The following is an 18,637-nucleotide window of genomic DNA, read 5'->3' on the forward strand; positions in this document are numbered from 1 at the left end:
CCGCGTTTGAAAGGGGGCCTTGACCGGACCGCAACAGCTCGGGCCACGAGCCTGTCGGGTTAGATTCACTCCAGGCCCTCGTCCGTCGCCATGGAGTCAACAGCTTCACATGTTCGAAGAGTTCGATACCGTCTCATTCAGCCCCGTGGGAGAGCAGCATGTGGTGTGCGGTGCCACCCCCGCCGGGTTCGGCGCACCGGTCTACGTCCAGAACCCGGACGCACAGCCGAACGACGTTTTGAGGAGTCTGCTTCAGCGCTACCCACAGTTGCCGAAAGGGTTGAAGTCCGCCGGCCAGCTCAAGGCGGCAGGGCTGCGCGCGTCGAACTTGTTCCGTCCCGACGCCTACGTACTCGGGCCTCCGCAGCTGATTGCCATCCCCGGGGCGCCCACAAGCACCGGGCGCACGACGCCGGAATGGGAAGAGACCGTATATCCGCCGTCGCCTGTCTACCGCGCGGATCAAGCTCTCCCCTTCTCGGCGCCACCCGATGCCGACGAAGCCCAAGCCATCCGCCATGCTGCGATCCGTTGGGCAGAAGATGTCCTCGACGACCCCGATACGGTCATTCTGGCCGTCAGCGCCATCGGGTCACCTGCTCCGTCCACCCCGCCTCTGGAACGGGCCGTGCCCTATGAGATAGCACTCACCTCGGCCGGTGGCCGCAAGAGATGGCATCAATTCATCAACCCCGAATGGGAAACGACATACCTGCAGCAGCTTCGACTCGGCCATACCGGCCCTGCGGAACTCGAAGCCGCCCCCCGTTTCCGCGAGGTAGCTGACACCCTGCTGCGCAGACTCCAGGGCAAGCGCGTCGTCACCTACGGACGCAACCTCCAGTACGCCGCGATCTACGCGGGGCTGGAGTACGCCTGGCTACGGGACGGCCTCCCCTACGGTGCCCTGTGGCCGGACACGGCGATCACACTCACGAAGTTGAACCGCAGCCGCTGGGAGTGCGCGCGTCTGCGCCACGGCGAGTTCCACAGCGACTGGGACTCGGCCGCCGGTCACTTCGCACTACCGACCGAGGAACCGGCCGCCGACGCACTCGACCGCTGCCGGATGACCGTTGCCCTACTGCGCCGCATGGCAGATCCGGCTCTGCGCTACGCGGAGCTGAATGCCCGGGCGGAGCACGCTGTGCGGGACGGCAAGAGCCACCGCCGCCGGCCCCAAGGTGGTCAGCGGCTGAGCCGCATCGCCGCATCCCGCCACGCGGTGCTCGAGCGCAGCCAAGGGGGCTGCGAGAACCCCCGCTGCCCTGATCCCCGCTACACCTCGGCACTCAGCCGCAATGGCTCCTACCTGTTGGAAGTGGATCACATAGACGACCACGCCAAGGGTGGCGCGGACCTTCCCAAAGCCATGATCGCTCTGTGCCCGAACTGCCATGCCCTGAAGACTCGCGGGAAGGTGACCGACGAGTTTCGTGCTCTCCTTCGCACTACGGCCCTAGCCAGACACCAGGAACTGCTCGCCGCGGCTCGATGAACCTGCCCCTTCATCGGCACCGACAAGCTGGCTGATGGTGTGTGCGGTGCCTAGCGCTTCTCGCGGAGGGTGCCCCAGGACCAAGATCCGTACCATACACGGGCCAGTGGCTCTGAGTCTGGACTTTCAACCGCCTGTTCGTGCCGGTCAGAGTCGTGTGGGCAGGTGTACCACCAGCAGACGAAGAACCTGCTGTCAGCCGTAGTCCCTTCAGGCGGCTTCCCACAGACCGGCATCCAGGATGCGGGCGGCCTTGGTGATACTGCCCGGCATCAGATGCCGGTACGTGCGATAGGTCTCCTCGATCGACTTGTGCCCCATCCACTCCGCCACGTCGGTGATCGGTATCCCATTCCCGAGCGCGTTCGAGGCGAAATAGTGCCGGAAGCCGTACATCCCGACACCATCCTCTGCTGGGAGGTCCTTGAAGAGCCTCTGCACACGCCGGCGTTCCATCGGCTCCGTGTAGTACCCGCTCGGGCCGCGCAGGAGATAACCCTCCTTCGTGGTGCCGTGCTCCTCCTCGTACCGCTTCATCGATTCCTTCACGGAGCGCGGCAGAGGGACCTCCCGGAACTCCCCCGCCTTGCGGTGCTTCAGCTTCGCCGGCTTGTGCGTGTTGGAATAGATCTGCTCATGCACCCGATAGACGTCATCCGCCACCACATTGTTGATGTTCACCGCCCGGGCTTCCCCGTTCCGCAAACCGCAGCCCACCATCATGACGATCTCAAGCGCGAGATATTCGTCAGCGACAGTCAGCGCCTTCTTGACATAGGTGAGCGACGGGATGACCACCTTCTTGCGAACGTAATCCGGTCCCTGGACGCCCCTCACAGGATCGTCCGCCATGACACCCTAGCCATACGCGTCCCGGAGAATCGCCTTGAGGACACGGAAGATGTTCACCTGGTTTCCGCACCCCACCCCGTCCGTCTCCAACTCGTCCAAGAAGCGCTCGACCACGATAGGCGTAACCGAGTTCAGTTTCCGCGACCCGAGACGAGGAACGATGTGCACGTTGATGGAGCTGTCCACGTGGCATCCCGTCGAGTACTCCGTCATCTTGCGCTGACGAGGCCGCCACTGCTTCGCATATTCCGCGATCGTCTGCTGCCCGAGTTCGCGGCGAACCTCGGCAACGGATGGTGCCGTTGTCTTTTTCCGCGTAGAACTGCGTGAGGCGCTCGATCGCGTCGTCCTGCGTGTCGTAGCCAGCCTCTTCTCACTGCTTACCAAGAGCATCCCGGAACCGAATCGTGTAAGGGTGCGGGCAACGCGTCGGCCTGGAGCAACCGCACTCCTTGAAGAACGACCCCATCCCACGAGCGAGCTGTCGAGCCATGTATCAAGCCTTCCGAACAGGGCGTCGGGCGGGGCAGCCGCTACCTGCCGCGGGTGCAGGTCAGCAAGCCGGACACCGTCCGGCCTGATGCTGACCTTTTGCTGACCTGGAGGCGGCAATCAGGGCCCTGAACTGCGAAAACACCCAAACGCTAGATCTTGGACTTGAACAGAGTGGGCAGTATTGGCGCGCCGGGCAGCGTTCGCCGGGTTCTTACGAACTCAAGCTGACCGCTTGTCGACATGACTCCGATAGCGCCGACAGAGCTACCGCATCTTCCTATGCCGCGTAGGGGAGTCTGTGGAGGGCACGGGGGCCCCGCGCGGTCGGCGGCAGCGGGCGGAAGGATCAAGCGGTGGTCGGTCGTGGTTTCGAGCATTCCGGCCGCGGTGGCCATTCCCAGTTCCGGGCGTCAGCCAGAACAATCGCATGGCAATGAGGTCAGCGTTCACCTTCCAGTGCCGCGTGAAGGCCTGGGGCGTCGGCCCGGGAGAGGGCGTCGATGATGTCCAGACAACGGCTGCGCATGGAGGGCGGGCTTTGGCGGTACAGCCGCAGGACCGCCGTCACCACATGACGGCCATGAGCCGCATGACGGGTTCGGATGTCGGCCAGATCGGCGCCCGCCTGGCCGACGATGTGCTCGCAGGCGTCCAATGCCGCCGGCGGGAGGGGGCCGGTCGGGTCGTGGAGTGCGAGGGCGAGTTCCCCCAGGTTGTCGGAGGAAGCCTTGCTGGCGATGAACGCCTGGACAAGCTCGTCGGCTTGGAAGGGAAGCAGGTCGAAGGCGTGCCTCATCACGGCCGACGCGTTGTTGCGAACCTCTTCGTCGTCATCATCGAGCAGCGGCAGGAGGCGTGTGTAGTGGTCGGGATCGCCGGCAAGGATCGTGGCCGCGCCACGACGGGCCGCGGTGTCCAGCTGCTGCATCGTGGTGGGCAAGTCCGGCGTGGCGTTTCCTTGGAGCGCCACCACGGCCCAGGTCTGCCCGGCGAGCTCCATTGTCTGCCGTGGACCATGGAGGGCCGCGTCAAGATGGGGGGCGAATCGCGAGGGATCTCGGGCCAGAGCTCCGATGAGCAGGCGCTGGGTCGTGTGCGCGTTGTGGACGTTGAGGTCCTGGTGCGTCATCAGCTGGTCCGCCGCGTCCAGCGCGGTCTGCGGATCGTGGTTCATCAAGGCGCGGACGGCTTCGGCGGCGCAGACGCGGACGGCGAGTACCGGGTCGGTGGCGAGTCGGAGGGTGAGAGGGCTGAGTTCGGACAAGTGGCGGGCGTCGCGGAAGAGAAGGGTCGCGCATGTAATGGCCGCTTGGCCCCGGGCGGCATTCAGACCTGCGGTCAGCAGATCTGTGCGGGTTCCTTCTCCGTCCAGGTCGCGGGTGTCCCGCTCGGGGCTGGAGGCCGTCGCATAGCTCGTGAGGAGGGGGAGCTGGGCGGAGGTAAAATGGTCGGGCGTGGCCTGGAGCGCACGGCACACCGTGGAGGCTGCCTCCTCGCCGAGAGTCCGGTGGGTGTGAAGCACCAGCTTCTCCCATGTCCCGGTTTCCAGATGGGGTGCGGCTGCTTCCACGATCGCGCACAGATACGCCCCGGGCATGTCGCGTCCGAGGGTGAGGGCGAAGGCGGCAAAGCGCGAGGGCTCCTGTCCGGCTCGGGCGCGGAGCGTGCCGGCGAGTTCGTGCACGCCGCCCTGGGGCGGCCACGACCGCTCGGCCCGGGGCTTGGCGTACTTGTCCAAAGCGCGACGCCATTGTTCGTCGGTCATGTGCGCCGCCGCACGGTCGCTGATCGGAGAAGTGGCCCACGCGGTGACGACCCCCGAGGGCGGGGAGGGGATGATTCCAGGGAACCTCCGTTCCAGCTCGTCGAGCCTCCGTCGAACCTTGTCGCTGCGACGTGCGGGGTCGATCGCCGACAGCAGTTCGTACTGGCCCCAGCCGCAACGGCTGGGATCTCCCTTCACCCCTCGGTGCTGCTCCGTCGTCGGGTAGTACCCGAGAAGCACTTCGGCCAGGTGGACAAGGGTGTCCTCGGTGCAGTCGGCCGTGGTGGCCGCGATGAGTTCACGGGACGCCCAGCGAGCACTGTCCACCCAGCCCAGACGGAGGTTTCGCTGGTCGCTGCAGAGCCAGTCGAGCGCCTCGTCAGCCGCCCCGAGGGTGGTGTGCAGGCGGCAGGTCAGGAAGCGTGCGATCTCCGTTGCCGATTCACTCAGTCTCGACAGCGCGTCGACCGCGGCGGCCGGGTCGGCGGCCGGCAGGGCACGGAAGGTAGTGTCGAGGGCCGAGAGCAGCTCGGCGCTGACGCTGCTGCCGTCCCATTGCCGATACGACCAGCGACTGCCTGACCTCCCGTCGGAGGTTTCGTCGGATTCGGAGGTGCGGAGCACGAAGGACAGGATGTTGTCCACGTAGGCCTTGGGCGCGGCGTCAGCGATCCGGGACAGGACGGTGTCGGCGGTCTGCGAGTGGGCCGAGAGGTACTCGCCCCCGAACGGCTTGCTGCTGCTGTCGGGGAGCTCTCGGGTCCGTGCTCGGTCGAGGAAGGCGCCGACGAGCATGGCTGCCTGAGCGGGGGCGGTCTCGGAGAGGCCGTAGAGCAGGGACCAGAAGTCGCTGTTGTTCGCGAGGGGGCCGCGTGCCTCGTCGGCCTGTCCGCTCTGGATCAGGTCGATGGCCAGGTCGACGAGGCCTGGGGTGAGGGACCACTCCATGAGCGTGAGGAGACGCTGTCGCCATTCGGGTGTGGTGCTGATGTGGGGGCGTACCAGTTCTGTTGTCCGCTCTGGCCTGTGCCGTGCCGCGACGAGCAGTTCGGCGAACGCAGCATCGACAGTTTCGGCAGCGCCCAGCCAGCGTTCCCATCTGCCGTCGTGGTCCGCCGCATCGAACCAGGCCGGCAGCGCCAGCAGTCGGCGCACCTTGCGCGCCCCTGGGCTCGCGCCCCAGGCGAACGCTTCGATAGCCAGCCAGTCCGCCGAGGTCGCGTCAAACTGTCCGAGGACGGTGGTGATCACGTCGTGCAGGTGGGACCGGATCCGGGTGGAGTTGAGCAGCCGTGCCGTGGTCTCACGGAACCGGTCGCGGTCCGTGCCGGCGAGGTGCTCGAGGATCTGGCGGGTCTGTGCCCTTCTGAAGAGATGCTGGCCGGAGTCGGCCAGGAAGTCGTGGACGTCCCTTCCGGTGGTGAGGAAGGACCGGGCGAAGAGGTAGTCGAAGTAGGTCTCGTGGAAGAAGCCGACATGTTCCTCGTCGCCCACGAGGACCCCTTGCGACTTCAAGGCCTCGACATCCTCCGGCGCATAGTTGTCGAGGAGAGCGAGGGGCGCCTGCAGACTCTCCCGTTCGCTCATGAAGGCACACAGAGCGCCGGTGATGCCCTGCCAGTCGAAGCGTTCCCTACGGACTCCGACACATCTGCGCGCCTCCTTGGTGTAACTGCCGTAGAGCTGCTGCAGAGTTCGGTAGGACACTGCGCGGGCGGCAGGGGGGAGGGTGCTGAAGACCGCCAGGTGCAGAGGGGTGCGCAGCAGCTCCAGCGTCACCGGGCTCAGGCTGTCGGGATCGTTCCCACTCGCGGTGAGTACGGCGCGCACCGACTCTTCGGCCAGCTCCCCCACTGGGAATCTTTCGGCTCGTGAATCCGCTGTAATCAGTATGCTGAGCCTGCCGTCCTGTTCGATGTCGACGGTGCGGGCCACCAAGAGCACCTTGATGTTCGGCGCAACCGAGAGTTGAGCGAGAACATCCTCAACGGCATCAAAAACATCCGCCATGCGACCGCTGTGCAGGCTGACAGCGTCCAGTTGGTCGATGACGAAGAGCCCAGGCCCCCCGTCGGCGACTCCGGGCAGCAGGATCCCGGGCGAATCCTGCAGATTCATCATGGCGCCGAGGTCCCTTGCCGTTCGCACCGACGGATCGGCTCGGTCCATACGAACGGCGGCGATCGGCCACCCGTAGCCTGCGAGCCGTTCCAGTACATCCGCGGCAACCGTCGACTTGCCCGAGCCCGCCCGTCCCTCGCACAGCACGATCTGCGGACCGTCCTCGGCCACCAATCGACCGTGCAGCTGGTCGAGGTGAGGGCGCGCGGCCAGTCCGCAGGCGGGCGCCCTACCGCGCACGCGCCGCAGGAACCCGTCCTTGGTGTCCGCCAGGGCATTGAGCGCATTGCTGTCCCCGGCCAATAGCCGGGGTCGAACTCCCTCAAGAGAGAGCAAGTAGTTGCGGATCTCGGACCCGGTGAGCCACTTGTGGAGGTTGTCGTCCAGGTATCCGCTCAGCTGCCTGACGATTCCCTCAGGATTCCCTACGAACAGTTGCTCGTAAGTGAGGTGGACCAGCTGGCGCAGGTTCTCCGGCGGGTGGTGCTCCACGTACACGGACTGGAGGTACCGCCAGGCGGTCTCCCGGGCCACGGGTCTGCCGTCATCGGCCCAAGTGCCACACAGGACCGTGAAGTCGTTCCCTTGGGTGTCGGTGAGAATCTCTTCGAATTCGGCGAGGGTGACAGCGGCCCTCGCACGGCCGGCGAGGTCGTGCAGTCTGGGTGCCCCGGTCGAGAGAACGAGTCGCACTTTCCTGCCGCCGACAAGGTGGCCGGAGACGGCCGCGAGAAGGGCTGCTGCGGATTTCAGCGCCCATGGCCCCTTCGAAGGCACGTCCTTCACCTGATCGCACCAGGTCTCCCCCTTGGCCACGAGCTGGAACTCGATGCCCTCACCGGCCTGCCCCGGAGGTTCAAGACGGATCCGGGAGGCCTTTCCGCGCAGGAGGTCCGCAACCTTCAGCGCGGTCCACCAGTTCTCGTACCGGTTGCCCGCTTTGTCTGCCGCCCCGCCCGCCAGCCCCATCGCTCATCACTTCCCCAGGACACCGCAACGGACTCCTCACCGGGGAGTCCACGGCCAAGAACTGTATTGCCTGCCGGCCCATCCGTGGCCTGCGTTTCGAGCATGCATCTCCACGTGGACACTCGCCATCCAACCAGCCACAGCTGAGCCCCAAGGCACCACACGAGGCCTGTCGGCATGAGATCGGCCACCTCTGGCCATGACGTACCAGTGCGCGACCGCGCCCCCATGTAGATAATTGCGCCATCATGCACAGACGCAAAGAGCACCCAGCCCAACCCGCCCCTGACGGGCAGTCAGAAAAGTCAGCAACAGGTCAGCATCAGCACCGCGCGAAACCGTCTCTGAGCACCATGAACCACCAAGATCAATAACCTGCCTCCCTCGCTCTGACCTGCGAAAAGCCTGCTCAGCCACATGCCTGCTAGTCTCATCAGGAGGTACCCATGAGGATGCTGATCAACGTCCCGGAGACCGTCGTCGCCGACGCGTTGCGCGGGATGGCCGCCGCGCATCCCGAGTTGACCGTGGACGTGGAGCGGCGGGTCGTGGTGCGGCGGGACGCGCCCGTGGCGGGGAAGGTGGCGCTGGTGTCCGGCGGCGGGTCCGGGCACGAGCCGTTGCACGGGGGGTTCGTGGGGCCCGGGATGCTCGCCGCGGCCTGCCCCGGCGAGGTTTTCACGTCGCCCGTGCCCGACCAGATGGTGCGGGCCGCCGCCGCGGTCGACAGTGGTGCCGGAGTGCTGTTCGTCGTCAAGAACTACACCGGGGACGTAATGAACTTCGAGATGGCGGCGGAGCTGGCCGAGGACGAGGGGATCCAGGTCGCCAAGGTGCTCGTGAACGACGACGTGGCGGTGACGGACAGCCTCCACACGGCGGGGCGGCGCGGCACCGGGGCCACGCTGTTCGTGGAGAAGATCGCCGGGGCCGCAGCCGAGGAGGGGGCCCCGCTGGAGCGCGTGGAGTCGATCGCCCGCCGGGTGAACGAGCGGTCCCGCTCCTTCGGGGTGGCCCTGAGCGCCTGCACCACCCCCGCCAAGGGCGGTCCCACCTTCGACCTCCCGGACGGGGAGCTGGAGTTGGGCGTCGGCATCCACGGCGAGCCGGGCCGCGAGCGGCGGGCCATGATGACCTCGCGGGAGATCGCGGACTTCACCGTCGACGCCGTCCTGGAGGACCTGCGCCCGTCCGGTCCGGTCCTCGCCCTGGTGAACGGGATGGGCGCGACCCCGCTCCTGGAGCTGTACGGCTTCAACGCCGAGGTGCAACGGGTGCTCACCGAGCGCGGGGTGCCGGTGGCCCGGACACTGGTGGGGAACTACGTGACCTCGCTCGACATGGCGGGCTGCTCGGTGACCCTGTGCGAGGCGGACGAGGAGCTGCTGCGCCTGTGGGACGCGCCCGTGCGGACCCCCGCCCTGCGCTGGGGACTGTGAGGCGGAGGGCGGAGCGACGGACGACGGCACGGGAGCGGGAGGCGGCATGACGGAGACCTACGGCGCGGAGTTCCTGACGCGCTGGCTGGCGGCGGTGGCCGGGAGCGTCGACCGCGAGGCGGACCGGCTCACCGAGCTGGACTCGGCGATCGGCGACGCCGACCACGGCGCCAATCTGAAGCGGGGGTTCGCCGCCGTGACCGAGACCCTGGCGAAGGAACCGCCCGGAACGCCCGGCGCGGTCCTCACCACCGCCGGACGGCAGCTGATCTCCACGGTGGGCGGCGCGTCCGGACCGCTGTACGGGACGCTCCTCCGGCGCGCGGGGAAGGACCTCGGCGACGACGAGCGGGTCGGCCGGGAGCGGCTCGCGGAGGCGCTCGGCGCCGGTGTGGAGGCCGTGTCGCAGCTGGGCGGGGCCCAGGTGGGCGACAAGACGATGCTGGACGCGCTCGTACCGGCCGTGGAGGCGCTGCGGGAGTCGTTCGCGGCGGCCCGCACCGCCGCCGAGGAGGGCGCCGTCGCGACGGTGCCCCTGCGGGCGCGCAAGGGCAGGGCGAGTTATCTGGGCGAGCGGTCGGTCGGGCACCAGGACCCGGGGGCGGCCTCGTCGGCCCTGCTGTTCGCGGCGCTCGCCGAGACGGCGGCCGCGGAAGAGTCTGTGGAAGGGGAGGAAGCATGAGCCCGTCGGGAGCGGACGGCGCGGCGCCCGTCGGCGTCGTGCTCGTCTCGCACAGCGCGTCGGTCGCCGCGTCGGTCGCCGAGCTGGCCCTGGGGCTCGCGGGCGGCGAAGGACCGCCCCTGGTGCTCCCGGCGGGCGGGACCCCGGACGGCGGTCTGGGGACGAGTTCCGAGCTGATCGGCGCGGCGGCGAGGGCCGTCGACCGGGGTGCCGGGGTGGCGCTCCTGGTCGACCTGGGCAGCGCCGTGCTCACCGTGAAGGCGATGCTGGCCGAGGGCGACGAGCTGCCCGGGGACTCCCGCCTGGTGGACGCGCCCTTCGTCGAGGGCGCGGTCGCCGCGGTGGTGACGGCGAGCGCGGGCGGGGACCTCGACGCGGTGGTGGCCGCGGCCTCGGAGGCGTACTCCTACCGGAAGGCGTGAGCGGCGGCGGGGATGCGGACCCGGAGTCCCGGGGGTCCGCGCTCCCGGGGTGCGCGCTCCCGGGGGTGCGCACCCGCCCGGGCACTTCCGCCCCGCTTTGCCGCCGCGCATCTGTTACCGAGTAGTAGACATCACGCCCCGATTCTTCTGCAACTAGTTGCAGAACCCGCAGGGGTCCCCTACAACAGGGGGTGACGATCCTGCGCGAGGAGGCGCCCTCATGACCCCGTACCCGCATCTGCTGAGCCCGCTCGACCTCGGGTTCACCACCCTGCCCAACCGGGTGATCATGGGCTCCATGCACGTCGGCCTGGAGGAGGCCGAGCACGGGTTCGAGCGCATGGCCGCCTTCTACGCCGAGCGCGCCCGCGGCGGCGTGGGCCTGATCGTCACCGGCGGCATCGCGCCCAACGAGGCCGGCCGCCCCTGGGACGGCGGGGCCAAGCTCACCACCGCCGAGGAGGTCGCCGAGCACCGGCTCATCACCGACGCCGTGCACCGGGAGGGCGGCCGGATCGCGATGCAGATCCTGCACTTCGGCCGGTACGCCTACCACCCCGCCCTGGTCGCGCCCAGCGCTCTCAAGGCCCCCATTAGCCCCTTCGCGCCGAACGAGCTGACCGACGCCGAGGTCGAGCAGACCGTCGAGGACTACGTCCGCTGCGCCGAGCTCGCCCGGGAGGCCGGGTACGACGGCGTCGAGGTGATGGGCTCCGAGGGCTACCTCATCAACGAGTTCATCGCCGCCGCGACCAACCGGCGCACCGACCGCTGGGGCGGCTCGTACGAGAACCGCGTCCGCTTCCCGCTGGAGATCGTCCGCCGGATCCGCGAGCGGGTCGGCGAGGACTTCATCCTCGTCTACCGCCTCTCGATGCTGGACCTCGTCCCCGGCGGCTCCACCCTGGAGGAGGTCGTCCGGCTGGCCAAGGAGATCGAGGCCGCCGGCGCCACCATCATCAACACCGGCATCGGCTGGCACGAGGCGCGCATCCCCACCATCGCCACCTCCGTGCCGCGCGGCGCCTACACCTGGGTGACGAAGAGGCTGATGGGCGAGGTCTCCGTCCCGCTCGTCACCAGCAACCGCATCAACACCCCCGAGGTCGCCGAGGAGATCCTCGCCGACGGGCGCGCCGACCTGGTCTCCCTGGCCCGGCCGTTCCTGGCCGACCCGGACTTCGTCGCCAAGGCCACGGCCGGCCGCGCCGACACCATCAACACCTGCATCGGCTGCAACCAGGCCTGCCTGGACCACACCTTCAGCCTGAAGATCACCTCCTGCCTGGTCAACCCGCGCGCCTGCCACGAGACCGAGCTCGTCCTCTCCCCCACCCGCCGCGCCAAGCGGATCGCGGTGGTCGGCGCGGGCCCGGCCGGGCTCGCCTGCGCGGTGTCGGCGGCCGAGCGCGGCCACTCCGTCACCCTCTTCGACGCCGCCGCCGAGATCGGCGGCCAGCTCAACGTCGCCAAGCGGGTGCCGGGCAAGGACGAGTTCGACGAGACCCTGCGCTACTTCCGCGTCCAGCTCGACGAGCGCGGCGTCGAGGTGCGCCTGAACACCCCGGTCGCGGCGTCCGACCTGGACGGCTACGACGAGGTCGTGGTCGCCACCGGCGTCTCCCCGCGCACCCCCGCCATCGAGGGCGTGGACCACCCGAGCGTCGTCAGCTACCTGGACGTGCTGCGGGACGGGGCGCCGGTCGGCGAGCGGGTCGCGGTCATCGGCGCCGGCGGCATCGGCTTCGACGTCGCGGAGTTCCTCACGGACGGCGGGGAGGGCGCGAGCCGGGACCCCGAGACGTACTTCCGCCAGTGGGGCGTGGACACCTCGTACGAGAACCGGGGCGGGCTGCGGACGCCCGAGCGGACCGCTCCCCCGCGCCAGGTGCACCTGCTCCAGCGCAAGGAGACCAAGGTCGGCGCGGGGCTCGGCAAGACGACCGGGTGGATCCACCGCACCGAGCTCAAGCACCGCGGCGTGGCCATGGTGGCGGGCGTGACGTACGACCGGATCGACGACGAGGGGCTGCACGTCACGATCGGCGGCGAGGCGCGGCTGCTCCCGGTCGACACGGTCGTGCTCTGCGCGGGCCAGGAGCCGCGGCGGGACCTGTACGAGGAGCTGGTGGCCGCGGGCCGCACGGCGCACCTCATCGGCGGCGCGGACGTCGCCGCCGAGCTGGACGCCAAGCGGGCCATCGACCAGGGCACCCGCCTCGCCGCCGCCCTGTGACCGCCGCGCGGTGACCGCCCCCGCCGCGCCCGTCGCGATCGCCGTGACCGCCCCGGTCACGGCGGTCGCGACGGGTCCCCGAACCTAGGATGCGAGCATGTCCCTCCCGCACGCGATCCTCACCGCGCTGCTCGAGAAACCGTCCTCCGGCCTCGAACTGACGCGCCGCTTCGACAAGTCGATCGGATACTTCTGGTCGGCCACGCACCAGCAGATCTACCGCGAGCTGGGAAGGCTGGAGCAGGCGGGGCACATCCGCGCCCTGCCCGCCCCGGTGCCCGTCCGGGGGCAGCGGAAGGAGTACGAGGTGCTGCCCGCGGGCCGCGCCGAGCTGGGCGACTGGGTCGCCAGGCGCGAGGACCCCAAGCCGATGCGCTCGTCCCTGCTGCTGCGGATGCGGGCGGCCGCGATGGTCGGCGCGACCGGGCTCAGGGCCGAGCTGGAGCGCCACCTCGCCCTGCACCGGGAGCAGTTGGAGGAGTACCTCGCGATCGAGGTCAAGGACTTCCCGGACGAACGGCGGAGCGCCGAGCCGGACCGGCTGCGCCATCTCGTCCTGCGGGGCGGGATCGACCTGGAGCGCTTCTGGGTGGAATGGCTGACCGACGCCCTTGCGGAACTGGATCGGGAGGGGTAGCCCCGGCGGTCGGGGGCCGGTGCCGGGCGATACTGGGGGCTGCCGGTTCCACGACACGAAAGGACTGGTATGGCCGACGACTTGGGGCACCGTACGACACGTCACGCGGTGGTCATCGGGGGAAGTCTCGCCGGACTGCTCGCCGCGCGGGTCCTCGCCGAGCACGCGGAGAGGGTGACGGTCGTCGAGCGCGACCGCCTCCCCGGGGAACCGGAGGCGAGGCCCGGCGTCCCGCAGGGCCGGCACCTCCACGTCCTCGTCGAGGGCGGGCAGCGGGCGCTCGACGAGCTGCTCCCCGGCTTCATGGACGAGCTGCGGGGACTCGGCGCGCCGAAGGTGGGCATGCCCGAGGACATGGTCCAGTGGCAGAACGGCAGGTGGTACCGCCGCACGTCCGCCGCCGTGCACTTCTACTCCGGCCCCCGCCCCCAGCTGGAGTGGCTGGTGCGGCGGCGGGTGCTCGCCGATCCGCGGGTCGAACTGGTCGAGGGCGTCGAGACCGTGGGCCTGGCCGGCGACTCCTCGCGCGTGCGGGGCGTGCGGCTGCGGGAGCGCGGCGCGGGGGCCGGCGGGGAGACCCGTACCCTGGCGGCCGATCTCGTGGTGGACGCCTCCGGGCGGTCCACGAGGGCCGCGGACTGGCTGGCGGGCATCGGCGCGGAGGCGCCGCACGAGGAGACCCTCGACACGGGTCTGGCGTACGCCACCCGGGTCTACGGGTCCCCGGCGGGCGGCCCGGACACGGACGCGCTCGGCTACTACGTCGTGCCGAACCCCTCGCAGCCGTACGGCGGTGTGGTGCTGCCGCTCGGCGACGGGCGGCACCTGGTCACCCTCTCGGGGCTGCGCGGCGACGAACCGCCCACCGAGGAGGGCGCGTTCGAGGAGTACGCCAAGCGGCTGCCGCACCCGGTGATCAGCGACTGGCTGGCCCGGGCGGAGCCGGAGTCGCCGGTGTACGGCTTCCGGAAGACCGCCAACGTCCGGCGCCGGTACGACCGTCCGGGGCGCCGCCCGGCGGGCTTCCTCGCCACCGGTGACGCGCTGTGCGCCTTCAACCCGATCTACGGGCAGGGGATGGCGGTCGCCGCGCTCGACGCGGTCGCGCTGCGCCGGGCGCTCGCGGACCCGAGGCGGACGCCGACGACCCGGGTGGTGCAGCGGGCGCTCCTGGACGCCTCGCGGCAGGCCTGGGACATCTCGGCGGGGTCCGACCGGAAGATGCCCGGCGCGACCGGTGACGCGGCGCGCTCCGGGGCGCTGGACCGGGCGGTCGGCTGGTACCTGGGCCGGGTGCTCGGCCGGGTCTCGGGCGACCCGGTGGTGGGGACGCCGTTCCGCGCGGCGATCGCCCTGACCGGTCCGCTGACGGCCCTGTTCGCCCCGTCGGTGGCCCGGGCGGTGCTCTTCGGGCCGCCCGTCGAGACGCCCGCCGAACCGCCCCTGCGGCGCGACGCGTAGGCCTTCCGGGTGAAGCCCCCGGGTGTCCGGGCCGGCGGCGGCCGCCGTCCGGTTCAGGCGCCCGGGGCCGCCGCGATCATGCCGGCGGCGATGGCCGCGCCGAGCGCCGCGTAGTCGTCGGCGTTCTGGTGGGCGTAGGCGAGCGCGAAGTCGGCGACGGCGCGGTCGAAGACGTCCGAGCCGCCGAGGTAGGCGGCGATGGCGACGCGGTCGCCGGAGCGGGCGTGGGCGCGGGCCAGGGCCCGGCCGCAGAGCCGCGCGTAGTCCCGCAGCATGCCCGGGGACATGGTCTCCACCTCGGCCGAGCCCTTCATGTCGCGCAGTTGGCGCCAGTAGAAGTGGCGCTGTTCGGGGCCGGTCATCCAGCCGAGGAAGATGTCGCCGGCGGCCTGGACGAGCCGTTGGCCGCAGACGACCCGCTGGCCCTGGTGGGGGTAGGCGGTCGGTGCCAGGTACTCCTCCAGGACGGAGTGGCCGGCCTCCTTGATCTGGAGGACGAGGGGGTCGCCCTCGTCCCGGCCTTCGAGGAGGAGGACGAAGCAGCGGGTGCCGACGCTGCCGACCCCGACGACCTTGCGGGCGGCGTCGAGGAAACGGTAGCGGTCGAGGAGGAGCCGCCGTTCCTCGGCGAGGGAGCTGCGGTAGTCGCTGAAGACCTTGCCGAGGGTGATCCGGTCGATGTCCGTGGTGCGTTCGAGGAGCGGCGGGTCCTCGACGAGGTGCCGGTGCCCGGTCGCGTCCGCCTCGGTGAGCTTGGCGAAGGCCTGGAGGCTGGTGCGCCGGCGGGCGCGGGCGAGCCGGCTCTCCAGGCGGGCGCGGTCGCTCCGGTGGACCAGGGCCAGGAGGTCGTCGGCGGCGATCCGCTCGTACCAGACGTCGAGCTCCCCGAGGCCGGCGAGGCGGCGCATGGACGTGCGGTACGACTCGACGGCGACGAGGGCGGCGCGGCGGGCCTTGGGCCGGGTGCCGCCGTTCTGGAGGACGGCGACGGTGATGCTCGCGGCGAGCCGCTTCACGTCCCATTCGAAGGGGCCGGGGAGGGTCTCGTCGAAGTCGTTCACGTCGAAGAGGAGCGTCCGTTCGGGTGAGGCGTAGACGCCGAAGTTGAGGAGGTGGGCGTCGCCGCAGAGCTGGACGATGAGCCCGGTGTCGGGCTGGGCGCCGAGGTCGGCGGCCATGACGGCGGCGGCGCCGCGCAGGAACGCGAAGGGGGAGGCCACCATCCTGCCGTACCGGAGGGGGACGAGGTCGGGCAGCCGGTCCTGGGCCTGGCGCTCCAGGACGCCCAGCGGATCGGGCCGCTGGGAGCTGGGTATCCAGCGGCCGTGGGAGGATCGGGAGACGTGCTTGCGGGCCTCCCTGCCCCGTGCGGCGCGCTCCGACGACGTCGTCATCCGGCCTCACCCGCCTCCTCCGCCGGGGCGGACTCGCCCCCGTCACCTGGAACCTCATTACAAGGCGCAACGCGTGTTTCGGCCACTCTTTCCGCCGGGACTGGCAAAATGGTTTAGACCAATGATAGGAATTGATCACCCATACGGCCCATGCGGTCACGCTGAGCAAAGAGAGGGTTGATCATGGCCGAGCCCGATTCCGGGGCGGCGGCGGAAGTGCCGCTCTACCTCCGGGTCGCCGCCGCCCTGCGTGAGGATCTCGCCCAGCGGCGCATCTCCCCCGGCAGCCGGCTCCCTTCGGAGCGTTCGCTGTCCCAGCGCTACCACGTCAACCGGCAGACCGTGCGGAGCGCGCTCCAGCTCCTGCGCGACGAGGGGCTCGTCGTCACCGACCGGCGCGGCACCTTCGCCGCGGGGCCGGAGGCGGAGGCCGGTGCCGAGGAGTCCGGGCCCGCCCCGAGGGCCCACCGGCCGAGCTTCCCCGGCGGGCCCCGCGCGGCGGGGACGCTGGTGCGGGCCTCGCTCGTCTGGGAGCCGCCGCCCGTCCCGCTCGCCCCGCGCCTCCTGCTCGCCCCCGGCGAACCGACGCTCGTCCACCGGCACGCGGTGCTCGATCCGCGCGGGGCGGCGCTCCAGCGGGCGGTGTCGTGGTTCTCCCGGCCGGCGCTCGCCGAGATCCCCCAGCTGGCCCGCTACCGGCGGGGCCGGGACGGCCGGCAGCAGCCCGATCTGCGGCTCCTCTACCACTGGATGCACCAGGCGGGGCTGCGGGTCGTCCACCGGGAGTCGGTGGGCGTCCCCGCCGACCCCGGGACGGCGGCCGGCGGCACGGCCCGGCTGCTGGTCCACCGGGTGGTCAGCGACCAGCACGGGCGCGCCCTGGAGATCACGGACATCGATGTCGCGGCCCGCTCGGCCGCCTGGACCTACGAGTTCAGCGCCTGAGGACGCGGACGCGGGGACGCCCGGGCGGCGACGGGCCGGCCCGGGCGTTCCCGTGCGGAGCACTCCGTACGAGGCCACGAAGCCCGTCCGGCGGATCGGAGTCGGGGGGACCCTAGACGATCCCCTCCGCGATGTCCGCCTCCTCGCGGGCCGTGCCGTACGCGGTCGGCGTGCCGTACGAGCGGCGGGCGACGTACCACCAGACGCTGGCCAGGACGAGGACGACGGCGAGGGCGATGACGGCGTAGTTCATGGTGTCGACCGTCACCGGCGACTTCTGCGGCAGGCAGAAGAGGACGGTCACCAGGGCCACCCAGACGACGGCGGTCCAGCCGATCGGCCTGCTCCAGCGGCCCAGGTTCCACGGGCCGGGGGTGAACCGCTTCCCGGCGCGCAGCCGCAGGTAGATCGGGATGGCGTAGGCGGGCGTGATGCCGATGACGTTGATGGCGGTCACCGCGCCGTAGGCGGTGGCCGAGTACAGCGAGGGCACGGCGATGAGCGCGGCCACGCCGACCGAGAGCCAGACGGCCGGGACGGGGGTCTGGGTGCGGGTGCTGACCTTGCGCCAGAGCGCCGAGCCGGGAAGGGCGTTGTCCCGGCTGAAGGCGAAGACCATCCGGCTCGCCGCGGCCACCTCGGCGTTGCCGCAGAAGAGCTGGGCGACGATCACGACGAGCAGCAGGGCGGTGGCCCCGCCGGTGCCGAGCGCGTCCAGGAGGATCTGGGCGGGCGGGACGCCGGTGGCGCTGTTCTGCGTGGCGGCGTAGTCCTGGATCGCGAAGGTCAGTCCGGTGAGCAGGGCGAAGCCGGCGATCCAGGAGACCCAGATGGCCCGCACGATGCCCTTGGCGGCGGCGACGGAGGCGTTCGAGGTCTCCTCGGAGAGGTGGGCCGAGGCGTCGTAGCCGCTGAAGGTGTACTGGGCGAGGAGCAGGCCGATCGCGGCGACGTAGAAGGGGTTGGCCCAGCCGGTGTCGTTGACGAACTCGGTGAAGACGAACTCGGCGGACTGGTGGCGGTCCGGGACGATCGCGAGGGCGCCGACGATGACGGCGACGCCGGCCAGGTGCCACCAGACGCTGACGGAGTTCAGGACGCTGACCAGGCGGACGCCGAAGAGGTTCAGGACGGCGTGGAGCAGCAGGATGGCCAGGAAGATGAGGAAGGTCGAGCCGGCCGTGGGCTGGAAGCCCCACTGGAGGTTGAGGAAGGCCCCGGTGAAGAGGGCGGCGCCGTAGTCGATGCCGGCGATGGCGCCGAGCAGGCCGAGGAGGTTCAGCCAGCCGGTGTACCAGCCCCAGCGGCGTCCGCCGAGCCGGTCGGCCATGTAGTAGAGGGCGCCGGAGGTCGGGTAGGCGCTGGTGACCTCGGCGAGGGCGAGGCCGACGCAGAGGACGAAGAGGCCGACGCCCGCCCAGCCCCACAGCATGACGGCGGGGCCGCCGGTCCCCAGGCCGAAGCCGTAGAGGGTCATGCAGCCGGAGAGGATCGAGATGACCGAGAAGCTGATCGCGAAGTTGCCGAAGCCGCCCATGCGGCGGGCGAGGACGGGCTGGTAGCCGAGCTCTCTCAGCCGCTCCTCCTCGTCCTGGACGGGCGGTGGCTTGCGTATCGCGTCGGTCGGGGCGTCGGTGCGGGCCATGGTTCCTCCGGGGACGGAAAACGGGTACGGGGGTGAGCGGAAGGTGCGTGCGGAAGGGCGGGCGCGGGCCGGGGCG

The 18,637-nt window shown here is 70.4% G+C and carries 11 protein-coding genes and 1 pseudogene; 8 read left to right on the top strand and 4 right to left on the bottom strand.

The genetic code is table 11. The features are described 5' to 3' along the window. Positions 1 to 109 precede the first annotated feature (109 nt). Positions 110 to 1,498: an HNH endonuclease gene (locus tag ACWGSR_RS01610; protein ID WP_453562927.1), complete on the top strand. Its 1,389-nt coding sequence runs from the start codon at positions 110 to 112 to the stop codon at positions 1,496 to 1,498. A 210-nt stretch (positions 1,499 to 1,708) separates the two neighbouring features. Here ACWGSR_RS01610 and ACWGSR_RS01615 read toward each other — a convergent pair. Together ACWGSR_RS01615 and ACWGSR_RS01620 are read right to left on the bottom strand one after the other, a co-directional pair. Next, a pseudogene (locus ACWGSR_RS01615) lies at positions 1,709 to 2,819 on the bottom strand (tyrosine-type recombinase/integrase). A gap of 465 nt (positions 2,820 to 3,284) precedes the next feature. Then, positions 3,285 to 7,700: a hypothetical protein gene (locus ACWGSR_RS01620; RefSeq protein WP_453562929.1), complete on the bottom strand. Its 4,416-nt coding sequence runs from the start codon at positions 7,698 to 7,700 to the stop codon at positions 3,285 to 3,287. A gap of 446 nt (positions 7,701 to 8,146) precedes the next feature. Between ACWGSR_RS01620 and dhaK the strand changes: the two genes are divergently transcribed. The 6 genes from dhaK (at position 8,147) to ACWGSR_RS01650 (ending at position 14,577) form a co-directional block, all read left to right on the top strand. Continuing rightward, entirely contained in the window at positions 8,147 to 9,139 is a 993-nt protein-coding gene (dhaK, locus tag ACWGSR_RS01625; RefSeq protein WP_453562931.1) for a dihydroxyacetone kinase subunit DhaK, read from the top strand. Positions 9,140 to 9,185: 46 nt separating this feature from the next. Continuing rightward, the gene (gene dhaL / locus ACWGSR_RS01630) at positions 9,186 to 9,821 is read left to right on the top strand and encodes a dihydroxyacetone kinase subunit DhaL (protein WP_453562933.1); all 636 of its coding nucleotides are present in this window, start codon (positions 9,186 to 9,188) and stop codon (positions 9,819 to 9,821) included. Further along, positions 9,818 to 10,243, top strand: coding sequence for a PTS-dependent dihydroxyacetone kinase phosphotransferase subunit DhaM (locus tag ACWGSR_RS01635; RefSeq protein ID WP_376238430.1), 426 nt, complete (start codon positions 9,818 to 9,820; stop codon positions 10,241 to 10,243). The genes dhaL and ACWGSR_RS01635 overlap by 4 nt, the downstream gene beginning before the upstream one ends. Positions 10,244 to 10,463: 220 nt before the next feature. After that, positions 10,464 to 12,479, top strand: a complete 2,016-nt coding sequence (locus ACWGSR_RS01640) for an FAD-dependent oxidoreductase (protein WP_376238433.1) — start codon at positions 10,464 to 10,466, stop codon at positions 12,477 to 12,479. A gap of 97 nt (positions 12,480 to 12,576) precedes the next feature. After that, on the top strand, positions 12,577 to 13,116 hold the full coding sequence (locus ACWGSR_RS01645; protein WP_376238436.1) for a PadR family transcriptional regulator: 540 nt from the start codon (positions 12,577 to 12,579) through the stop codon (positions 13,114 to 13,116). Positions 13,117 to 13,185: 69 nt separating this feature from the next. After that, positions 13,186 to 14,577 carry an FAD-dependent oxidoreductase gene (locus ACWGSR_RS01650; protein ID WP_453562935.1) on the top strand — a complete coding sequence of 464 codons (1,392 nt, stop codon included), beginning with the start codon at positions 13,186 to 13,188 and terminating at the stop codon, positions 14,575 to 14,577. Between the two features lie 53 nt (positions 14,578 to 14,630). On the opposite strand, the gene ACWGSR_RS01655 is transcribed toward ACWGSR_RS01650, so the two are convergent. Further along, entirely contained in the window at positions 14,631 to 15,971 is a 1,341-nt protein-coding gene (locus ACWGSR_RS01655) for a DUF2252 domain-containing protein (RefSeq protein WP_453562937.1), read from the bottom strand. A 183-nt stretch (positions 15,972 to 16,154) separates the two neighbouring features. Here ACWGSR_RS01655 and ACWGSR_RS01660 point away from each other — a divergent pair, with 183 nt between their 5' ends. After that, positions 16,155 to 16,916 (top strand): GntR family transcriptional regulator, encoded by a 762-nt coding sequence (locus ACWGSR_RS01660; protein ID WP_453562939.1) that lies wholly within the window; start codon positions 16,155 to 16,157, stop codon positions 16,914 to 16,916. 112 nt (positions 16,917 to 17,028) lie between these two features. Here the strand turns inward: ACWGSR_RS01660 and ACWGSR_RS01665 are convergent, their stop codons facing one another. Continuing rightward, positions 17,029 to 18,561, bottom strand: a complete 1,533-nt coding sequence (locus ACWGSR_RS01665; RefSeq protein ID WP_383429150.1) for an amino acid permease — start codon at positions 18,559 to 18,561, stop codon at positions 17,029 to 17,031. Between the last annotated feature and the right edge of the window lie 76 nt (positions 18,562 to 18,637).

The sequence above is a fragment of the Streptomyces sp. NPDC055632 genome, from assembly GCF_053618675.1.

Bases quoted from the DNA above. Each gene is read 5' to 3' on its own strand.
- ACWGSR_RS01655 (WP_453562937.1), bottom strand. From the start codon at position 15,971: ATGACGACGTCGTCGGAGCGCGCCGCACGGGGCAGGGAGGCCCGCAAG.
- dhaK (WP_453562931.1), top strand. From the start codon at position 8,147: ATGAGGATGCTGATCAACGTCCCGGAGACCGTCGTCGCCGACGCGTTG.
- ACWGSR_RS01660 (WP_453562939.1), top strand. From the start codon at position 16,155: ATGGCCGAGCCCGATTCCGGGGCGGCGGCGGAAGTGCCGCTCTACCTC.
- dhaL (WP_453562933.1), top strand. From the start codon at position 9,186: ATGACGGAGACCTACGGCGCGGAGTTCCTGACGCGCTGGCTGGCGGCG.
- ACWGSR_RS01610 (WP_453562927.1), top strand. From the start codon at position 110: ATGTTCGAAGAGTTCGATACCGTCTCATTCAGCCCCGTGGGAGAGCAG.
- ACWGSR_RS01635 (WP_376238430.1), top strand. From the start codon at position 9,818: ATGAGCCCGTCGGGAGCGGACGGCGCGGCGCCCGTCGGCGTCGTGCTC.
- ACWGSR_RS01665 (WP_383429150.1), bottom strand. From the start codon at position 18,561: ATGGCCCGCACCGACGCCCCGACCGACGCGATACGCAAGCCACCGCCC.
- ACWGSR_RS01650 (WP_453562935.1), top strand. From the start codon at position 13,186: ATGGCCGACGACTTGGGGCACCGTACGACACGTCACGCGGTGGTCATC.
- ACWGSR_RS01620 (WP_453562929.1), bottom strand. From the start codon at position 7,700: ATGGGGCTGGCGGGCGGGGCGGCAGACAAAGCGGGCAACCGGTACGAG.
- ACWGSR_RS01640 (WP_376238433.1), top strand. From the start codon at position 10,464: ATGACCCCGTACCCGCATCTGCTGAGCCCGCTCGACCTCGGGTTCACC.
- ACWGSR_RS01645 (WP_376238436.1), top strand. From the start codon at position 12,577: ATGTCCCTCCCGCACGCGATCCTCACCGCGCTGCTCGAGAAACCGTCC.